Source organism: Amycolatopsis sp. NPDC004625, assembly GCF_040609695.1.
In the GTDB taxonomy this organism is placed as follows: Bacteria; Actinomycetota; Actinomycetes; order Mycobacteriales; family Pseudonocardiaceae; genus Amycolatopsis.
This window is the reverse complement of the sequence record NZ_JBEXKX010000006.1, coordinates 48,599-68,489: the sequence shown is the minus strand read 5'-3', so window position 1 is coordinate 68,489 and position 19,891 is coordinate 48,599. Positions and strand designations below refer to the sequence as shown.

The following is a 19,891-nucleotide window of genomic DNA, read 5'->3' as shown; positions in this document are numbered from 1 at the left end:
ACGGTCGAGGATAGGCCGATGTGACAAGCACCGGAAGGCCAGGGGGTCCTGATGGGTGCCCGGTTACACTCGATGGGATCTACCAGCTCCCGCGGGAGTGACCGTGTCCGCCTAGCCCCGGGTGAACGTCGATGACCGAGAACCGCCCCAGCCAGCGCCCCAGCGGCCGCCAGAACCTCGACCCGCACCTCGAGCGGTACGCCGCCCGCACCGCGGGCATGACCGCCTCCGAGATCCGGGCGCTGTTCGCGGTGGCCAGCCGGCCCGAGGTGGTTTCGCTGGCCGGCGGCATGCCGAACCTGGCCGCCCTGCCGCTCGACACGCTGTCGGCGCAGGTGGCGGAAATCATCGCCGAAGACGGCCTGGTGGCGCTGCAGTACGGCTCGGCGCACGGCGTCCCGGTACTGCGCGAGCAGATCTGCGAAATCATGGCCCTGGAGGGCATCAAGGCGCACCCGGACGACGTCGTGGTGACCGTCGGCTCCCAGATGGGCCTGGACATGGTCACGCGGCTGTTCTGCGACCCGGGTGACGTCGTCATCGCCGAAGGCCCTTCGTACGTCGGCGCGCTGGGGTCGTTCGCCGCGTACCAGGCGCAGGTCGTGCACGTGGCGATGGACGACCAGGGCCTGGTGCCTTCGCTGCTGCGGGAAGCACTCGATCAGGCGAAGAAGGCCGGCCGCCGGGTCAAGTTCCTCTACACGATCCCGAACTTCCACAACCCCGCCGGCGTCACGCTGGCCGTCGAGCGCCGCGCGGAGATCCTGGAGATCTGCCGCGAGCACGGCGTCCTGGTCGTCGAAGACAACCCGTACGGGTTGCTCGGCTTCGACGGCCAGACGTACCCGGCGCTGCGGTCGACCGACCCCGACAACGTCGTGTACCTCGGGTCGTTCTCCAAGACGTTCGCCTCGGGCCTGCGCGTCGGCTGGGTGCTGGCGCCGCACGCCGTGCGCGAGAAGCTCGTGCTGGCCGCGGAGTCGGCGACGCTGTGCCCGCCGACGTTCAACCAGATGATCGTCTCGCGCTACCTGGCCACGCACGACTGGAAGGGCCAGATCAAGAAGTTCCGCGAGAACTACCGCGACCGGCGCGACGCGATGCTGTCGGCGCTGGAGCAGTACCTGCCCGCGGGCTGCTCGTGGACCAAGCCGGACGGCGGGTTCTACGTCTGGGTGACGGTGCCCGAGGGTGTCGACACGAAGGCGATGCTGCCGCGCGCGGTGACCGCGCGGGTGGCGTATGCGTCCGGCACCGGCTTCTACGCCGACGGGTTCGGCAGCCGCCAGATGCGGCTGTCCTACTGCTACCCGACCCCGGAACGCATCCGCGAGGGCGTGCGGCGGCTGGCGGCCGTGCTGGAGTCCGAAATGGACCTCGCGCGCACCTTCGGTAGCGTGACCTCGCGCCAGATCCAGGGACCGCAGAACCCGTCCCCGGACACGGTCTAGTTCGTTCCAGCTAAGGAGTTCCCACGGTGGTCGACCGTACCGTTGCCGTGCTCGCCGGCGGTCTCTCGCACGAGCGCGACGTCTCACTGAGGTCCGGGCGACGGCTGTCCGCGGCGCTGAAGTCCGAGGGCTTCGGCATCGAGGAGTGGGACACCGACGCGGGGCTGCTGGAGCGGCTGCGCACGCAGCGCCCGGACGCCGTGGTGGTCGCGCTGCACGGCGGCGAGGGCGAGAACGGCTCGGTGCAGACGGTGCTGGAGATGCTGGGCGTGCCGTACGTCGGCACCGGCTCCCAGGGCTGCCGCCGCGCGTGGGACAAGCCGACCGCGAAGGCGCTGCTGCAGAACGCCGGCTTCGCGACGCCGGGCTGGGTGGTGCTGCCGCACAGCACGTTCCGCGAGCTCGGCGCCCAGGCGGTGCTCGACGCGATGGTGGAGCGCCTCGGCCTGCCCCTGATCCTCAAGCCGGACCAGGGCGGCTCGGCGCTCGGCACGCAGGTGGTTCGCGAGGCGGCGGAACTGCCGGCGGCGATGGTCGGCTGCTTCGCCTACGGGGACACGGTCCTCGCGGAGCGGTTCGTGGACGGCGTCGAGGTGGCCGTGACGGTCGTCGAAGGCGAGGACGGGCCCGAGGCCCTGCCGGCGGTCGAGATCGTCCCGGAAAGCGGCGTGTACGACTACACGGCCCGCTACACCGCCGGCCTCACCGACTTCTTCACGCCGGCCCGGCTCGACGACGCCGCGGCCAAGGCGGTGGCCGAGCTGGCCGTCGCCGCGCACCGCGTGCTCGGGCTCCGCGACATCTCCCGCACCGACGCGGTCGTCACGGCGGACGGCACGGTCCACTTCCTCGAAGTGAACCCGTCGCCCGGTCTCACCGAGACGTCGACGGTGCCGATGGCGATCGAGGCGGCGGGCAAGTCGCTCGGCGCGGTGTTCGCCGAACTGATCGCGCGGGCCATCTCCCGCTGACTCTCACCTACGCGAAAGGCCGCCTCGGAACCTCCGTGGCGGCCTTTTTCGTGTCGCGGTTGATCATCACCGGCTGTGGTCACCGCGATCGCGTCGAGCAATCATCACCGTGACGAAACACCCTGGGGTGATCCCTAATCGGTTTTCGGTGTCTGATTCGTCCCGTTCGCATCGATGATCGCGACGATTCGCTCGAGGTCGTCGACCGACCCGAATTCGAGCGTGATCCGGCCCTTGCGCCGGCCGAGGTCGACCTTCACGCGGGTGTCGAACCGGTCGGAGAGGCGGTTCGCGAGCTCCTGCAGTCCCGGCGCCTGGATCGGCTTGCGCGGCGCGGGCTTCGGCTTGGCCGGCTTCTCGCTCTTCTTGAGCGTGACGGCTTCCTCGGTCGCCCGGACCGACATGCCCTCCGCGACGATCCGCGCGGCGAGCTCCTCCTGGCTCTCGGCGTCCTCCAGCGACAGCAACGCACGCGCGTGGCCGGCGGACAGGACGCCCGCGGCCACCCGGCGCTGCACCGGCAGGGGGAGCTTGAGGAGCCGGATGGTGTTGGTGATGACCGGGCGGCTGCGGCCGATCCGGCTCGCCAGCTCTTCGTGGGTGACCGCGAACTCGTCGAGCAGCTGCTGGTACGCTGCCGCCTCTTCGAGCGGGTTCAGCTGGACGCGGTGGATGTTCTCCAGGAGCGCGTCCCGCAGCATCGACTCGTCGGCGGTCTGCCGGACGATCGCCGGGATAGCTTCGAGGTCCGCCTGCTGCGACGCACGCAGCCGCCGCTCGCCCATGACGAGCTCGTACTCGTCGTTCCCGAGTTCGCGGACCACGATGGGCTGCATGAGCCCGAACTCGCGGATCGAGTGCTCGAGTTCGGCGAGCGCGTCTTCGTCGAAGACCTGACGCGGCTGCTTCGGGTTCGGCTTGACCGAGCCGACCGGGATCTCGCGGTAGACCGCACCGGCGACCTCACCGCTGACCTCCGGCCGCTGGCCGGCCGCGCCGTTCGCCGCGAACCAGCCCTTCTCCTCGGCCGTTCTCTTGTCCGTCGCCGCGTCGCTGGGCGCGGGCAGGGGACCGCCGCCGGTGGGTCCGGTCGGGATCAGGGCGGCGAGGCCGCGCCCCAGCCCTCCTCGACGCTCGGTCATGTCGAACTACCCTTCTCCATCTGAGCGCCGCGCTCGGCGATCTCCTTGGCCGCGTCGACGTAGCTCATCGCCCCGCGCGAACCGGGATCGTAGGCGAGCACGGTCTGGCCGTACCCGGGTGCCTCGGACACCTTCACGCTGCGGGGGATGACCGTCTTGAGGACGGTGTCGCCGAAGTGGTTGCGCACCTCGTTCGTCACCTGGTCGGCCAGCTTCGTGCGGCCGTCGTACATGGTGAGCAGGATCGTCGAGACGCGGAGTTCGCGGTTGAGGTGCTGCTGCACGAGCTCGATGTTGCTCAGCAGCTGCCCCAGACCTTCGAGCGCGTAGTACTCGCACTGGATCGGGATGAGCACCTCCTGCGCGGCGACCATCGCGTTGACCGTGAGCAGGCCGAGCGACGGCGGGCAGTCGATGAGGACGTAGTCGACGCCGATCTCGTCGAGGATCTCCGAGGAGATGGCCTCCTTGAGTCGGGACTCGCGGGACGCCATCGAGACGAGCTCGATCTCGGCGCCGGCGAGGTCGATGGTCGCGGGGACGCAGAAGAGGTTGGGGGACTGCTCGGTCGGCTGGGCCGCCTCAGCGAGCGTCACCTCGCCGATGAGCACCTCGTAGATGGAGGGCGTCCCGGACCGGTGGTCGACGTCGAGCGCGGTGCTCGCATTGCCCTGCGGGTCGAGGTCGACGACGAGCGTCTTGAGCCCGTGGAGCGCGAGCGCGGCGGCGAGGTTGACCGTGCTGGTGGTCTTGCCGACGCCGCCCTTCTGGTTGGCGACGGTCATCACCCGACGGCGCCCGGGACGGGGGAGCTCCCCCTCCTTGGGGTGCAGCAGACGCGCGGCGCGGGCGGCTTCTTCGGCGATCGGCGTCCAGCCCACGTCGTGGCTGGTCTCCGTGGAGTCGGACGGCGGGGGATTCACCGGTCTCGACACCTCCTCCATCTAGACGTCTGGTCGGTGGTCGAGTCGCCACGTTTCACGTGGAACATGGCGGCTCGTTAACGCTTCCTGCTCCGCGCCTTCGCCTTGGCGGCTGCCGGCAGGCGACGGATCTTCACAACCGTGCTGGGGACCTCTAGTACTGCGGCACCGCACTCGACGATGAAGGGATCGGCTCCGCCGGCCTCGCGGATGGCGGCACCGTCCCGCTCGATCTCGTCCGCCGCGCTGGCGCCCTTGAGGGCGACCAGGAAGCCATCGGGACGGACCAGCGGCAGGCACCAGTCCGCGAGACGAGCGAGCGGGGCGACCGCGCGAGCGGTGACGATGTCGGCACCACCGAGCTGCTCACGCACAGGCCGCTCCTCCGCGCGTCCACGGACGATGGTGATCGGGAGTTCCAGCTTCTCGGCCACCTCGGCCAGCCAGTCCACCCGGCGGGCCATCGGTTCGAGCAGAACGATATCGAGGTCCGGTCGCGCGATCGCCAGCGGTACACCCGGAAGCCCGGCACCGGACCCGACGTCGACCACGCGGGCGCCCTCGGGCATCTGCTCGCCGATCACCGCCGAGTTGAGGACGTGCCGTTCCCACAGCCGCTCGACTTCCCGGGGACCGATCAGTCCCCGCTCGACGCCGTGGCGCTCCAGGAGTTCGACGTACCCAGCCGCTCGATCGACGTGCTCTCCGAACACTCGCTCCGCGGCCCGCTCCAAGCTCACTCCGCCTACTCCTCGTCCGCCGGTTTCACGTGAAACCGCGCTCGTTCGATTGTCCCCGATGAACCGGAGAAGACGAGCCGACAGTCCGAAGATGTGGACAACTCCACTCACCCGGCCGCCGCTGTGGAGCGTTCCACGTGAAACATCACCCGTGTAATTCGCTCGGCGCCGGTCCTCACGCACAAAAAAGCGGCCCCATCCGAACCAGTCGGATGGGGCCGCTCGTGCAGCAACCGGGGCTCAGGACTCCGGGAAGATCACCACGCGGCGCTTCGGGTCCTCGCCCTCGCTCTCGCTCGTGACGCCCGAGACCGTCGCCACCGCGTCGTGGACCACCTTGCGCTCGAACGGGCTCATCGGCTGCAGCCGCACCCGCTCGCCGCTCTTGAGGACCGACTCCGCCGTCGAGCGGCCGAGCTCCTTGAGCTCCTCGCGGCGGTCCGCGCGCCAGCCCGCGATGTCCAGCATCAGGCGGCTGCGGGAGCCCGTCTCCTGCTGGACCGCCAGCCGGGTCAGTTCCTGCAGAGCCTCGAGCACCGTGCCGCGGGGGCCGACGAGCTTCTCGAGGTCCTCGCCGCCGTCGATGCTCACGATCGCGCGGCCGGCTTCCACGTCCAGGTCGATGTCACCGTCGTAGTCGAGGAGGTCCAGCAGGCGCTCGAGGTAGTCGCCGGCGATGTCGCCCTCCTGGACGAGGACGTCATCACCGCCCGCCTTCTGCTCGCCCGCTTCGCCGTCCACCGTCTCCGGGGTCACGTCGTCCTTATCGGCGTCGATCGTGTCGATCGTCTCCGACATCATTCGTCTCCTCTCCGAACCGGTCGCGCCTCAGCGGCGCTTCCGGCCCGACTTCCTGGTCGAGTCTTTGAGAAGGCCCGGCACGCCGGTGCCGTTGTCCTTCGAGCCGTTGGTTTCGGCCGGGGCCGCCGCGGTCGCGCCGTCCGCCTTGGCGGCGGCCTCCGCCGCCGAGGTCTGCGCGAAGCCGTGGGCCGAGCCCGCCTTCGTGACCTTCTTCTGCGCGCCGCCCTGGGTCGGCTGGTTCTTCTTCTGCTGGACCGGCTTCTGGCCGACCTTCGGCGCGGTCGGCTTCTGCCCCGGCTTCGGGCCGAGCGACGCGCGCTTCTCCGCGGCCTCCGCCTTGCGGGCCGACTCTTCCTTGTCGATCTTCGTGTAGACGAGCCGCTGCTGCATCAGCGTCCAGCCGTTGTTCGCCAGCCAGTAGAAGAGGAGGCCGAGCGGGAACAGCGCACCGAAGACGAGCACACCGAGCGGGAAGATGTACATCGTCAGCTTGTTCATGATCGCGGTCTGCGGGGTGGCCGACGCGGCGTTCTGCCGGGCCACCGAGTGCCGCGCGGTGAGGTGCGTGGCGATCGAGGCGACGATCATCAGGGGCAGCGCGACCGGGAGCACGTTCCAGTGGAAGCCGACAGTCGCGGCGTTGCCGCTAACGACCCCGACACCGTTGTAGACGGCCTCACCGAGGTTGACGCCGAACAGCTTCGCGCTGGTGTAGGACAGAACGTCGTGTTCGGTGAAGAAGTAGTTCTCGGTCTTCTTGCTACCGTCCGCCGGCATGATCGTGAACGCGCGCAGGACGTGGTTCAGGCCGATGAAGACCGGGATCTGAAGCAGCATCGGCAGGCAGCTGCCCAGCGGGTTGACGCCGTGCTCCTTCTGGAGCTTCTGCATCTCCGCGGCCTGGCGCTGCCGGTCGTTCGCGTACTTCTTCTGGATCTTCTTCATCTCCGGCGCGAAGTCCTGCATCTTCTTCATCGACCGGACCTGGTTCACGAACGGCTTGAACATGATGCCGCGGACGGTGAACGTCAGGAAGATGATGCCGAGGATCCAGGAGATCGCCGTGGCTTCCCCGAAGACGAAACCGAAGACCTTGTGCCAACACCAGAGGATGAAGGACACGGGGTAGTAGATGAAATCGAGCACTGCTGCTACTCCTCGATCGGTGTTTCAGGTCGTCGGTGGCGCCACGAGAACGTCTCGGGCACGGGGTCGCGGCCGGGGGGCGTCCAGGGGCCGCAGCGCAGCAGCCGGCGCAGCGCGAGGTAGGAGCCGCGGCCGGCACCGTGCCGGGTGAGGGCTTCGACTGCGTACGCGCTGCAGCTCGGGTAGAACCGGCAAGCCGGTGGGAGGAAGGGCGAGATCGCCTTGCGGTAGAGCTTGATGGGAAGCAGCAGGACCCACGCGACGGGGCCGGGCTTCGAGGGCTCGGGCTCTGTGTCGTGCTCGTGGTCGTGCTCGGGGGTGGCTCGCATGCCGGTCACACCGCTGATCCGTGGTCGGGGGTCGCGTCCGCGGGACGCGTCGGGCGGGGGACATCCCCGGCCGGACGGCGCGACGTCAGAAGCCCCAGCCGACGCAACGCGGCGTCGAGGTCGGACCCGAGCTCGGCGCTGGACGCGGTCGACGACGGCGGCAATGCCCGTACGACCAACGCAGTGCCGGCGGGCAGTGTTCCGAGCCTGGCCGAAACGAGGTGACGCAACCGCCGGCTGACGCGGTGGCGGACCACCGAATTGCCGACGGCCTTGCTCACCACAAAACCCGCCCTGGCCGCCGACAGTGTGTCGGCGGCCGCGGACGGGTCCGTGGTCAGCGCGTGGACGACGAGGCGGCGCCTGCCTGCCCGGGACCCGCGACGGAGAACCACGCGGAAATCCTCACTCCGCCGCAGACGTGCGGCAGCCGGCAGCACGGCGCGCCCCGACGTGCCGGATCAGGCGGACAGCGCGGCGCGGCCCTTGCGACGACGGCCAGCCAGGATGGCCCGGCCGGCACGCGTCCGCATGCGCAGGCGGAAGCCGTGCGTCTTGGCGCGGCGGCGGTTGTTCGGCTGGAAGGTGCGCTTACCCTTGCTCACTGCTTCTCCTGTGTGTCGCGTCGGACGCGGGGATTCCTCCCCGTCGCCTGGCGTGTCGTGCGGGCGCACGGCAGTCTCTGGTGTCTCCTACCAACGTGTGGCCTCGTCACGACGAGCGACGACAACGTGGGCACGCGAAACGCACCCGTCGCATACGGGAGACCTTACGAGGGTACGCACCCCCGTCGGGCGGCCGGTAAGCACCCCCTCGGCCACGGTACGCGACCGGTCGTCGTACCCGGGGTGTTCCACGCCGCGGCACCGAATGGCAACCCCCCGTGCACCGTGAAATGCTGGCCGCCGAGGATGCCTTGTGGCAGCGGGCGGGGCTTGTTAGCGTGCCTCTTCCGGGTCACCGGTCGCGGTGCACAGTTCTCCGGGTGGTGGAGTGCCCACCGGCGTACGACGAGCCCGCAGGTGGCGGCGTCGCAGGTCGCCGTACATTAGTGCACAGCTGTGGACAACTATGTGGATATCCGCTGTGCCGACTGCACGCAGGTCGCGGGGTGTTCGGCCGTCCACGCCGATGAGGGGAGGGGAGCCAGACAGGTGTCGGAACACCAGCACAATCTGGGTGTCATCTGGGAACAGGTGGTACGCGAACTGTCCGACGGGACCCTGTCCCCCCAGCAGCGTGCCTGGATGCGCGTGACCCGGCCCATCGGCCTCCTCGACGGCACCGCCCTGCTGGCGGCCCCCAGCGACTTCGCGAAGGAAGCGATCGAACGCGGCCTGCGCGGCGCGATCACCGACGCGCTCTCCCGGCGGCTCGGCCGGGCCATCTCGCTCGCAGTGAAGGTCGACACCGCCGAAGCGGTCGCCCCGGCCCCCGCGCCCCGCTACGCGCCGTCACCCGGCCGGGTGGAAAACGGCGTGAGCCACGACGCCGCCCCGCCGATGCCGGGCAACGGCGCGCCGATGCTGCCGCCCCCGCGGCCCGAACCCGCGCAGCCGATGCCCCCGCTGCCGCCGCACCAGGCCGTCGCCCCGAAGCCGGACGACGACGGCGACACCGACGAGGAAGTCGACGAAGAGGGCGAGGCGCTCGCCGCCGTGCACGAGATCTGGCCGACGTTCTCCGGCCAGCCGATCGCCGGCCAGCCGTACACCGCGCCGGCGCAGCCGCAGACGTCGAAGACGAAGCTGAACGAGAAGTACACCTTCGACACGTTCGTCATCGGCGCGTCCAACCGCTTCGCGCACGCGGCCGCGGTCGCCGTCGCCGAAGCGCCGGCCCGCGCGTACAACCCGCTCTTCATCTGGGGCGAGTCCGGGCTCGGCAAGACGCACCTGCTGCACGCGGTCGGCCACTACGCGCAACGGCTCTTCCCGGGCATGCGCGTCCGGTACGTCTCGACCGAAGAGTTCACGAACGACTTCATCAACTCGCTGCGCGACGACCGCAAGGTCGCCTTCCAACGGCGCTACCGCGACATCGACATCCTGCTCGTCGACGACATCCAGTTCCTGGAGGGCAAGGAAGGTACGCAGGAAGAGTTCTTCCACACCTTCAACACCCTCCACAACGCGAACAAGCAGATCGTCGTCAGCTCCGACCGCCCTCCGAAGCGCCTCGAAACGCTGGAGGACCGGCTGCGGACGCGGTTCGAGTGGGGCCTGATCACCGACATCCAGCCGCCCGAGCTCGAGACGCGCATCGCGATCCTCCGGAAGAAGGCGGCGCAGGACAGGCTGGCGGTCCCCGGCGAGGTCCTCGAATTCATCGCTTCGCGCGTCGAGGCGAACATCCGGGAGCTCGAAGGCGCGCTGATCCGCGTCACCGCGTTCGCGTCGCTGAACCAGCAGCCGGTCGACAGCGCGCTCGCCGAGATAGTGCTGCGCGACCTGATCCCGGATTCGCACGCGCCGGAGATCACCGCGCCGACCATCATGGGCGTCACGTCCGAGTTCTTCGACGTCACGCTCGACGACCTGTGCGGCCCCGGCAAGACGAAGGCGCTCGCCACGGCCCGCCAGATCGCGATGTACCTCTGCCGCGAGCTGACCGACATGTCGCTGCCGAAGATCGGGCAGACGTTCGGCGGCCGCGACCACACGACCGTCATGCACGCGGACAAGAAGATCCGCAAGGAGATGGCCGAGCGCCGGCGGATCTACGACCAGGTCCAGGAGCTCACGTCGCGCATCAAGCAGCGCGCGCGCCAGTAGCACGTTCTCTCTTACCTCCCAACGACTTCGGGGCGTCCGCTCATTGTGGACGCCCCTTAGTCGTCTTTGGAGCGTCTGAAGCACGCGTACGCCCGCGAAGCAGCGAAGGCGCGTACGCGTGCTTCGCCAAACTCGTGAAAATTGTTTGTACACAAGGAAGTTTCCCCATGGTGTGGGCGGATTGCCCACAGTGCCAACGGATCTCCCACCAGCGACGACGCCGAAACCGTCCACACCCCGCCCACAGGCGATCCACAACGTGTCCACACCGTTGTCCACGCTGATTCCACAGGTTGCCCACATGCTGTGCACAGGCGGCGCCGATCACTCGGAAGAGGGGTTCGGACCCCGTCCGGCACCCCCAGAGCCTGGGTACAAATCGCCCCACACCTGGGGACAACCGTGGGGACAACCGGGGCCAACTGTGGATGAATCCGGGGTCGCCCGAAACCATCCACGGACCGCCCGAACTACCCACAGGTCCACCACCACGGTTACCCACACGCCCGCGAGCACTCCGACCTGCGCGAACGAGCTCGATCCACACAATCCACAACGCCTACTACTGCTACTGCCTTTAGATCTCTTCTAAGAGAGAAAAAGATAAAAACAGGCGGCGGACGAAGTTGGGGACAGCCGCGAGATCGTGTCGTCATGTCGACAAACTCAAGGGGAGGCCGAGGTGACGGCGGCCCCCGCGACGGCCTAACGTGGACGCCTGCACCTGGTCCGTGCTCCGGCCGCTCACGCGGAGGGCGGACCCGGCCGGAGGGGGCCGCCGGTCCCCGTCTTCGAGAACGAGGCCTGGCCCGAGCCCGCGGTGGGCTCGACCGTCGAAAGGATGCGCGCATGAAGATCCGCGTCGAGCGTGACGGGCTCGCCGACGCCGTCGCGTGGGTGGCCAGAAGCCTCCCCTCCCGGCCGCCCGTGCCGGTGCTGGGCGGTGTCCTCCTCGACGCCGGCTCGGACGGCGACACCGACGCGCTGACGGTCTCCGGCTTCGACTACGAGGTCTCCGCCACCGTGGGGGTCCCGGCGACGATCGCCGACGGCGGCCGCCTGCTCGTGTCCGGGCGCCTGCTCGCCGACATCACCAAGGCGCTGCCCGCGCAGCCGGTCGAAATCTCCGTCGACGGCGCCCGCGCCACCATCACGTGCGGCAGCGCGCGCTTCTCCCTGCCGACCATGCCGGTCGAGGACTACCCGCAGCTGCCGTCCCAGCCCGCCTTCGCGGGCGAGCTCGCCGGCGACGCGTTCGGCCAGGCCGTCACCCAGGTCGTCGTCGCCGCGGGCAAGGACGACACGCTGCCGATGCTCACCGGCATGCGGCTCGAGATCTCCGGCAGCTCGCTGACCCTGGTCGCGACCGACCGCTTCCGGCTCGCCATGCGCGAGTTCACCTGGCAGCCGGCCGAGGGCCTGGCCGACGCCGCGGTGCTCGTCCCGGCGCGCACCCTCGCCGAAGCGGCCAAGACGCTCGGCGCGTCCGGCGCCACCATCCGCCTCGCCCTCGCCAGCGGTGAGGGCCTGCTCGGCCTGTCCGGCTCCGGGCGCTACACGACCACCCGCCTGCTCGACGCGGAGTTCCCGCCGTACCGGCAGCTGCTGCCGGCGTCGCACACCTCGCGTGCGGTGATCGACGTCTCGGCGCTCACCGAGTCCATCAAGCGCGTTTCGCTGGTGGCCGAGCGGGGGACTCAGGTACGACTGGAGTTCGGGGACAACTCGCTGCGGTTGTCCGCGGGCGGCGACGACGAGGGCAGCGCCGAAGAGGAACTTCAGGTCGAGTACGAAGGTGAGCCGGTGACCATCGCGTTCAACCCGGGTTACCTCGTCGACGGCCTGGGTGCGCTGCACAGCGACCGGGCGGAGCTGACGTTCACCACGCCGAACCGGCCCGCGCTCATCAAGCCCGCCGACGCCGAGGGCAACGTCGTCCCCGGTTACCTCTACCTCCTGATGCCGGTCCGCCTGCCGGGCTGACCCGCACTTCTTGTTCGCACGTAAGGGGATCTCATGGTTCAGCTCGGTCTGATCGGCCTGGGCAAGATGGGCTTCAACATGCGTGAGCGGCTGCGTGCGGCCGGTCACGAGGTGGTCGGCTATGACCGCAACCCGGACGTCAGCGACACGACGTCGCTCGAGGACCTGGTGTCCAAACTGGACGGTCCGCGGATCGTCTGGATCATGGTCCCGGCCGGCGAGCCGACCCGGCAGACCGTCACCGAGCTGGGCAACCTGCTTTCCGCCGGCGACATGGTGATCGACGGCGGCAACTCGAAGTACACCGACGACAAGCTGAACGCCGACCTGCTCGCGGCGAAGAGCATCGGCTACGTCGACTGCGGGGTGTCCGGTGGCGTGTGGGGCAAGGAGAACGGCTACGGCCTGATGGTCGGCGGCGCGGCCGCCGACGTCGAGAAGGCGATGCCGATCTTCGACGCGCTGCGTCCGGAAGGCCCGCGCGAGGAAGGCTTCTCGCACGCGGGCGACGTCGGCGCCGGGCACTACGCGAAGATGATCCACAACGGCATCGAGTACGGCATGATGCAGGCCTTCGCCGAAGGCTTCGAGCTGCTCGAGGCCGCGAAGGTCGTCAAGGACGTGCCGGCCGTGATCAAGGGCTGGCAGCGCGGCACGGTCGTCCGGTCCTGGCTGCTCGACCTGCTCGTGCGCGCGCTCGACGAGGACCCGGAGCTGGACGACCTCGAGGGCTACGTCGAAGACTCGGGCGAAGGCCGTTGGACGCTGGAAGAGGCGATCAACAACGCGGTGCCGGCGCCGGTCATTTCGGCCGCCCTGTTCGCGCGGTTCGCTTCGCGGCAGGAGCACTCGGCCGCGATGCGCGCGGTCGCCGCGCTGCGCAACCAGTTCGGCGGGCACGCCGTGAAGAAGGTCGGCGGGTAAGGAGCAGCTGGTGTATCTGCGACACCTGCAGGTCACCGACTTCCGCTCCTGGCCGCAGGCCGATCTCGCCCTCGAACCGGGGCCGACCGTGCTGGTCGGCCAGAACGGCCGCGGCAAGACCAACCTGCTGGAGGCGATCGGGTACGTCGCGACGCTGGGTTCCCACCGCGTCGCGACGGACGCGCCGCTGATCCGGCACGGCTGCGAGCGTGCGCTGGTGCGCGTCGCGGTGGTCAACGACGACCGCGAGCTGACGGTCGAGCTGGAGATCACCGCGGGCCGGGCGAACCGCGCCCGGGTCAACCGCGGTGCGGTCGGCCGGCCGCGTGACGTGCTCGGCATCCTGCGCACGGTGCTGTTCTCCCCGGAGGACCTGGCGCTCGTGCGCGGCGACCCGGGTGAGCGAAGACGGTTCCTCGACGAGCTCTTGGTGCTGCGCGCACCGCGGTACGCCGGTGTCCGGGCGGACTACGAGAAGGTGCTGAAGCAGCGGAACGCCCTGCTGAAGACGGCGGGGAAACGGCGTACGGGCCGCGAAGACCCGTACGCGCTTTCGACGCTGGAGGTCTGGGACGACCACCTCGCGGTGGCGGGCGCGGAGCTGCTCGCGGCGCGCCTGAACCTCGTCGCCGACCTGGCGCCGTACGCTGCGTCGGCGTACATGGGTGTCGCGCCCGACTCCCGGCCGGCGAAGATCGCCTACCGGTCGTCGCTGGGTGCGGCGCTACCGGAGACGTACGGCGTACCGGACGGCGAACGGGCGCAACCGGCGGTGCTCAAGGACGTCTTACTGCAGGCGCTCGGCGAGGCCAGGAAGGCCGAACTCGAGCGCGGGATCAGCCTGGTCGGCCCGCACCGGGACGAGCTGGAGCTGATCCTGGGCGAGGCGCCGGCCAAGGGCTACGCGAGCCACGGCGAGTCGTGGTCGTTCGCGCTGGCGCTGCGGCTCGGCAGCTACGAGCTGCTGCGCGGGGAGGCGGGCGAGCCGGTGCTGCTGCTCGACGACGTGTTCGCCGAGCTGGACCGCAAGCGCCGGGCCCGGCTGGCCGAGGTGGCCGCGAGCGCCGAACAGGTGCTGGTGACCGCCGCGGTCGACGAAGACGTGCCCGGGGAGCTGTCCGGGCACCGGTTCGTGGTGGCGGATGGTGCGATCTCGGGTGGCTGAGCAGCGCGAACGGGGGCCGGCAAGATCGAACCGGGCACCCCGTGTGATCGCCGACACAGCAGTTACCCACCGATCTGGGGACAAACCTGTGGACAGTGTGGATAAACCCGTGCCCGAGTTATCGCCGCGCGTGACCAAAACGCCGGATCAGCCTCTTGACGTCCCTCTCAAGGGGGGTAACCCACGCGAGAACGCGCCTTCGGGCACGCAGAGTGAAGGCGGCACTGCTCCGAACGGGCAAGCGATGACGGGCCGCGATCTCGCGCACGCCGCGCTCGAGGCCGCGAAGGCGAAGGCCAAGGAGCGGGGCACCTCGCCCGGCCGGCGCCGCCCCGCGATCGGCGGCGGGCAGAACCCCCGGCGTCGCCGCTGGTCGGGACCGGGCGCGGACCCGCGTGACCCGCAGCCGCTCGGCCGGCTCGTGTCCCGGCTGGTCACCGACCGCGGCTGGAACGAGAGCGTCACCAGCGCCCGCGTCTTCGCGCAGTGGGCACGGCTGGTCGGCGAAGACGTCGCCGAACACGCGCAGCCGGTCGCGCTCAAGGACGGCGAACTCACCGTCCGCGCCAGCTCCACGGCGTGGGCCACCCAGCTCCGGTTGCTGCAGGGAAAGCTGCTGGCCAAGATCGCGGCGGGGGTCGGAAACGGCGTCGTCAAGCGGATGCGGATCCAGGGTCCGACCGCCCCGAGCTGGCGGAAAGGGCCCCGTCACGTGCCGGGGCGCGGCCCCCGTGACACGTACGGCTGACCCGGGTTGCGCGTTGCTCGGTTGAGTGGGCCGAGAACGCATCCAGACCTCCCGAGATACGTCAAGACTCGGCTCGAACCGATTTCGTCCGTCTGTGACGCGTTCAGGGGTGTCCTTGCCGCATGTCAGCGGACGCGGCCAAGTACACTGGAGGAGAGCGAGCGTCCGCTCGGGCGAGACGAGGAGAAACAACGCCGGTGACCGAGAACAAGAGCGAGTACAACGCGTCGTCGATCACGGTGCTCGAAGGCCTCGAAGCGGTCCGCAAGCGCCCCGGCATGTACATCGGTTCCACCGGTGAACGCGGGCTGCACCACCTCGTCCAGGAGGTCGTCGACAACTCCGTCGACGAAGCGATGGCGGGGTACGCCACCAAGGTCGAGGTTACCCTCCTCGCCGACGGCGGGGTGCGCGTCGTCGACGACGGCCGCGGCATCCCGGTCGACATGCACCCCAAGGAGCAGAAGCCGACCCTCGAGGTCGTGCTCACCGTGCTGCACGCGGGCGGCAAGTTCGACAGCGACTCCTACGCGGTGTCCGGCGGCCTGCACGGTGTCGGCGTCTCGGTGGTGAACGCGCTGTCGAAGAAGCTGCTCGCCGAGGTCAAGTACGGCGGCCGCAGCTGGCGCCAGGAGTACACCGACCAGATCCCCGGCCCGCTCGAAGACCTCGGCCCGGCCTCGGAGACCGGCACCACGATCACCTTCTGGGCCGACGGCGACATCTTCGAGACCACGACGTACAACTTCGAGACCATCTCGCGCCGGCTGCAGGAGATGGCGTTCCTCAACAAGGGGCTGACGCTGTCCCTGCGCGACGAGCGCGTCGCCGACGAGGACACCGAAGCCGACGCCGAGGGCAAGGTCGCGCGGGTCAAGGAGAAGACCTACTGCTACCCGGGCGGGCTCGAGGACTTCGTCAAGCACATCAACGGCAGCAAGGACCCGATCCACTCCAGCGTGATCTCCTTCGACGCGAAGGGCACCGGCCTCGAGGTCGAGGTCGCGATGCAGTGGAACACCGGCTTCACGCCGTCGGTCTACACGTTCGCCAACACGATCAACACCCACGAGGGCGGCACCCACGAAGAGGGCTTCCGCGCCGCGCTGACCCGCGTCGTCAACTCCTACGCGCGCGACAAGAAGCTGCTCAAGGAGAAGGACGCCAACCTGACCGGCGACGACGTGCGCGAGGGGCTCGCCGCGATCGTCTCGATCAAGCTGGCCGAGCCGCAGTTCGAGGGCCAGACCAAGACCAAGCTGGGCAACAGCGAGGCCAAGACGTTCGTGCAGCAGACGTCGAACGAGTGGCTCGCGGACTGGTTCGAGCGCAACCCGACCGAGGCCAAGACGATCATCAACAAGTCGATCTCCTCGGCCCAGGCCCGGATGGCCGCGCGCAAGGCGCGTGACCTGGTCCGCCGCAAGGGTGCGCTGGAGATCGGCGGCCTGCCCGGCAAGCTCAAGGACTGCCGCTCGACCAACCCGGCGGAGTGCGAGCTCTACATCGTCGAGGGTGACTCGGCCGGCGGCTCGGCCAAGGAGGGCCGGGACTCGATGTACCAGGCGATCCTGCCGATCCGCGGCAAGATCATCAACGTCGAGAAGGCCCGCATCGACCGCGTCCTCAAGAACACCGAGGTCCAGTCGCTGATCACCGCGCTCGGTACGGGTATCCACGACGAGTTCGACCTCGCGAAGCTGCGCTACCACAAGATCGTGCTGATGGCCGACGCCGACGTCGACGGCCAGCACATCACCACGCTGCTGCTCACCCTGCTGTTCCGGTTCATGACGCCGCTGATCGAGCACGGCCACGTCTTCCTGTCGCGGCCGCCGCTGTACAAGATCAAGTGGCCGCGGGCCGAGCCGGAGTACGCCTACTCCGACCGCGAGCGCGACGCCGTCATCCAGGCGGGCGTCGAGGCCGGCAAGCGGCTCCCGAAGGACGACGCGATCCAGCGCTACAAGGGTCTCGGCGAGATGAACGCCGAAGAGCTGTGGGAGACCACGATGGACCCGGCCAACCGGCTGCTGGGCCAGGTCACCCTCGACGACGCCGCCCAGGCCGACGAGCTGTTCTCGGTCCTGATGGGCGAGGACGTCGAGGCCCGGCGCTCGTTCATCACGCGCAACGCCAAGGACGTGCGCTTCCTGGACGTCTGAGCGTCCCCCCGTTCTTCGCCCCCGCTAGGCCCCTGCACCCGAGAAGGACCTCATGACGGAAACCTTGCCGCCGGCTCCGGACCACGACCGGATCGAACCGGTCGACATCCAGCAGGAGATGCAGCGCTCCTACATCGACTACGCGATGAGCGTCATCGTGTCGCGCGCGCTGCCGGACGTCCGGGACGGCCTCAAGCCGGTGCACCGGCGGGTCCTGTACTCGATGTTCGACTCCGGCTTCCGGCCGGACCGCGGGTACAACAAGTGCTCGCGCGTCGTCGGCGACGTCATGGGCAACTACCACCCGCACGGCGACTCGGCGATCTACGACGCGCTGGTGCGGCTCGCCCAGCCGTGGTCGATGCGGTACCCGCTGATCGACGGCCAGGGCAACTTCGGTTCGCCGGGCAACGACCCCGCGGCCGCCATGCGGTACACCGAGTCCCGGCTCGCGCCGCTGGCCATGCAGATGCTGGCCGACATCGAAGAAGACACCGTCGACTTCTCGGACAACTACGACGGCCGCACGCAGGAGCCGGACGTCCTGCCGTCGCGGTTCCCGAACCTGCTGGTCAACGGTGGTTCCGGGATCGCGGTCGGGATGGCGACCAACATCCCGCCGCACAACCTGCGCGAGGTGTCCGAGGGCGTCGTCTGGGCGCTGGAGAACCCCGAGGCGACCGACGACGAGCTGCTGGCGGCGCTGCTGGTCCGGATCAAGGGCCCGGACTTCCCGACCAAGGCGATGATCCTCGGCACGTCCGGCATCGAGGACGCCTACCGCACCGGCCGCGGCTCGGTCCGGATGCGCGCGGTCGTCGAGGTCGAGGAGGACGCGAAGGGCCGCACGATCCTGGTCGTGTCCGAGCTGCCCTACCAGGTCAACCCGGACAACCTGGTCGAGAACATCGCGAACCTGGTCCGCGACGGCAAGCTCACCGGCATCGCCGACATCGCCGACGAGTCCAACAGCCGCTCGGGCATGCGGATCGTCATCACGATCAAGCGGGACGCGGTCGCGAAGGTCGTGCTGAACAACCTGTTCAAGCACACCCAGCTGCAGCAGAACTTCGGCGTCAACATGCTGGCCCTGGTCGACGGCGTGCCGCGCACGCTGCGGCTCGACCAGATCATCCGCCACTACGTGAAGCACCAGGTCGAGGTCATCGTCCGGCGGACCAAGTTCCGCCTGAAGAAGGCCGAAGAACGGGCCCACATCCTGCGTGGGTACGTCAAGGCGCTGGACATGCTCGACGAGGTCATCGCCCTGATCCGGCGGTCGCCCTCGGCGGACGAGGCCCGGCCGGCCCTGATGGAGCTGCTGGACGTCGACGAGATCCAGGCCACCGCGATCCTCGACATGCAGCTGCGCCGCCTGGCCGCCCTGGAGCGCCAGCGGATCATCGACCAGCTGGCCGAGATCGAGCTCGAGATCGCCGACCTGAAGGACATCCTCGACAAGCCGGAGCGGCAGCGCGCGCTGATCCGCGACGAGCTGATGGCGATCGTCGAGAAGTACGGCGACGACCGCCGCACGAAGATCATCGGCTTCAGCGGCGACGTCACCGACGAAGAGCTCATCGCGGTCGAGGACGTCGTCGTCACGATCACCCGCACGGGGTACGCCAAGCGGACGAAAACGGATCTCTACCGCTCGCAGAAGCGCGGCGGCAAGGGCGTGCAGGGCGCGACGCTGAAGCAGGACGACATCGTCCAGCACTTCTTCGTCTGCTCGACCCACGACTGGATGCTGTTCTTCACGAACAAGGGCCGCGTCTACCGGACCAAGGCGTACGACCTGCCCGAGGCCAGCCGCAACGCGCGCGGCCAGCACGTGGCGAACCTGATGGCGTTCCAGCCGGACGAGCAGATCGCCCAGGTCATCCAGATCAAGAACTACGAGGTCGCGCCGTACCTGGTGCTCGCGACCAAGCGCGGCCTGGTGAAGAAGACCAAGCTCACGGACTTCGACTCCAACCGCTCCGGCGGCCTGATCGCGATCAACCTGCGCGAGGGCGACGAGCTGGTCGGCGCGGTCCTGGCGGCGGCCGAGGACGACCTGCTCCTGGTGTCGGCGGAAGGCCAGTCGATCCGCTTCCACGCAACCGACGAGGCCCTGCGGCCGATGGGCCGCCCGACGTCCGGCGTGATGGGCATGCGCTTCAACGACGGCGACGAGCTGCTCGGCATCAGCGTCGTCAAGGAGGGCAAGTTCCTGCTGGTCGCAACGGACGGCGGCTACTCGAAGCGCACCGCGATCGAGGACTACCCGGTCCAGGGCCGCGGCGGCAAGGGCGTGCTCACCATTCAGCACGACCGCAAACGTGGCAGGCTGGTGGGTGCGCTCATCGTCGACGCCGAGGACGAGCTCTACGCAATCACCTCGAGCGGCGGCGTGATCCGCACACCGGCGGGCGACGTACGCAAAGCAGGACGGCAGACGAAGGGGGTCCGGCTGATGAATCTCGGCGAAGGCACCACTCTTCTCGCGGTCGCACGCAACGCGGACGAGCCCTCGGACGTCGCCAATGGTGAAGCTCCCGACGACGCTCCGGCTCCGGAAGCACCGGAAACGGGTGAAGAAACAACGGCGCAGTAGCGCCCCACGGCACGGGTAAGGACTGACTCT

Annotated in this window: 17 protein-coding genes; 9 read left to right on the top strand and 8 right to left on the bottom strand. The window is 69.2% G+C overall.

All coding sequences use genetic code 11. The features are described 5' to 3' along the window. Positions 1 to 131: 131 nt before the first annotated feature. Both ABZW17_RS08685 and ABZW17_RS08680 read left to right on the top strand, forming a co-directional pair. The gene (locus ABZW17_RS08685; RefSeq protein WP_354811144.1) at positions 132 to 1,451 is read left to right on the top strand and encodes a PLP-dependent aminotransferase family protein; all 1,320 of its coding nucleotides are present in this window, start codon (positions 132 to 134) and stop codon (positions 1,449 to 1,451) included. A gap of 26 nt (positions 1,452 to 1,477) precedes the next feature. Further along, positions 1,478 to 2,422, top strand: a complete 945-nt coding sequence (locus tag ABZW17_RS08680; protein ID WP_354811142.1) for a D-alanine--D-alanine ligase — start codon at positions 1,478 to 1,480, stop codon at positions 2,420 to 2,422. Between the two features lie 134 nt (positions 2,423 to 2,556). On the opposite strand, the gene ABZW17_RS08675 is transcribed toward ABZW17_RS08680, so the two are convergent. From ABZW17_RS08675 to rpmH, 8 genes are all read right to left on the bottom strand, one after another. Next, the gene (locus ABZW17_RS08675) at positions 2,557 to 3,564 is read right to left on the bottom strand and encodes a ParB/RepB/Spo0J family partition protein (RefSeq protein WP_354811140.1); all 1,008 of its coding nucleotides are present in this window, start codon (positions 3,562 to 3,564) and stop codon (positions 2,557 to 2,559) included. Further along, positions 3,561 to 4,508, bottom strand: coding sequence for a ParA family protein (locus ABZW17_RS08670; protein WP_354811138.1), 948 nt, complete (start codon positions 4,506 to 4,508; stop codon positions 3,561 to 3,563). Before ABZW17_RS08670 ends, ABZW17_RS08675 begins: the two co-directional genes overlap by 4 nt. Before the next feature lie 56 nt (positions 4,509 to 4,564). Continuing rightward, positions 4,565 to 5,227 (bottom strand): 16S rRNA (guanine(527)-N(7))-methyltransferase RsmG, encoded by a 663-nt coding sequence (gene rsmG / locus ABZW17_RS08665; RefSeq protein ID WP_354811136.1) that lies wholly within the window; start codon positions 5,225 to 5,227, stop codon positions 4,565 to 4,567. Positions 5,228 to 5,467: 240 nt separating this feature from the next. Continuing rightward, positions 5,468 to 6,025 carry a R3H domain-containing nucleic acid-binding protein gene (locus ABZW17_RS08660; protein ID WP_354811134.1) on the bottom strand — a complete coding sequence of 186 codons (558 nt, stop codon included), beginning with the start codon at positions 6,023 to 6,025 and terminating at the stop codon, positions 5,468 to 5,470. A 30-nt stretch (positions 6,026 to 6,055) separates the two neighbouring features. Beyond that, on the bottom strand, positions 6,056 to 7,174 hold the full coding sequence (yidC, locus tag ABZW17_RS08655; protein WP_354811132.1) for a membrane protein insertase YidC: 1,119 nt from the start codon (positions 7,172 to 7,174) through the stop codon (positions 6,056 to 6,058). A gap of 5 nt (positions 7,175 to 7,179) precedes the next feature. Next, positions 7,180 to 7,503, bottom strand: a complete 324-nt coding sequence (gene yidD / locus ABZW17_RS08650) for a membrane protein insertion efficiency factor YidD (RefSeq protein WP_354811488.1) — start codon at positions 7,501 to 7,503, stop codon at positions 7,180 to 7,182. A gap of 5 nt (positions 7,504 to 7,508) precedes the next feature. Further along, positions 7,509 to 7,943, bottom strand: coding sequence for a ribonuclease P protein component (gene rnpA / locus ABZW17_RS08645; RefSeq protein ID WP_354811130.1), 435 nt, complete (start codon positions 7,941 to 7,943; stop codon positions 7,509 to 7,511). A 21-nt stretch (positions 7,944 to 7,964) separates the two neighbouring features. Next, on the bottom strand, positions 7,965 to 8,108 hold the full coding sequence (gene rpmH, locus ABZW17_RS08640) for a 50S ribosomal protein L34 (protein WP_003082934.1): 144 nt from the start codon (positions 8,106 to 8,108) through the stop codon (positions 7,965 to 7,967). Between the two features lie 549 nt (positions 8,109 to 8,657). Between rpmH and dnaA the strand changes: the two genes are divergently transcribed. The 7 genes from dnaA (at position 8,658) to gyrA (ending at position 19,861) form a co-directional block, all read left to right on the top strand. Beyond that, positions 8,658 to 10,277: a chromosomal replication initiator protein DnaA gene (dnaA, locus tag ABZW17_RS08635; RefSeq protein WP_354811128.1), complete on the top strand. Its 1,620-nt coding sequence runs from the start codon at positions 8,658 to 8,660 to the stop codon at positions 10,275 to 10,277. Positions 10,278 to 11,126: 849 nt separating this feature from the next. Next, positions 11,127 to 12,260, top strand: coding sequence for a DNA polymerase III subunit beta (gene dnaN, locus ABZW17_RS08630; RefSeq protein WP_354811126.1), 1,134 nt, complete (start codon positions 11,127 to 11,129; stop codon positions 12,258 to 12,260). A gap of 33 nt (positions 12,261 to 12,293) precedes the next feature. Continuing rightward, positions 12,294 to 13,184, top strand: coding sequence for a phosphogluconate dehydrogenase (NAD(+)-dependent, decarboxylating) (gene gnd, locus ABZW17_RS08625; RefSeq protein WP_354811124.1), 891 nt, complete (start codon positions 12,294 to 12,296; stop codon positions 13,182 to 13,184). Positions 13,185 to 13,194: 10 nt separating this feature from the next. Beyond that, complete coding sequence (recF, locus tag ABZW17_RS08620; RefSeq protein WP_354811122.1) at positions 13,195 to 14,349, top strand: DNA replication/repair protein RecF; 1,155 nt, start codon at positions 13,195 to 13,197, stop codon at positions 14,347 to 14,349. A gap of 244 nt (positions 14,350 to 14,593) precedes the next feature. Continuing rightward, positions 14,594 to 15,097: a DciA family protein gene (locus ABZW17_RS08615; RefSeq protein WP_354811120.1), complete on the top strand. Its 504-nt coding sequence runs from the start codon at positions 14,594 to 14,596 to the stop codon at positions 15,095 to 15,097. A gap of 197 nt (positions 15,098 to 15,294) precedes the next feature. Then, a complete protein-coding gene (gene gyrB / locus ABZW17_RS08610) occupies positions 15,295 to 17,262 on the top strand; it encodes a DNA topoisomerase (ATP-hydrolyzing) subunit B (protein ID WP_354811118.1) in 1,968 nt (655 codons plus the stop codon). A 52-nt stretch (positions 17,263 to 17,314) separates the two neighbouring features. Then, positions 17,315 to 19,861 (top strand): DNA gyrase subunit A, encoded by a 2,547-nt coding sequence (gene gyrA / locus ABZW17_RS08605; RefSeq protein ID WP_354811116.1) that lies wholly within the window; start codon positions 17,315 to 17,317, stop codon positions 19,859 to 19,861. Positions 19,862 to 19,891: the final 30 nt, after the last annotated feature.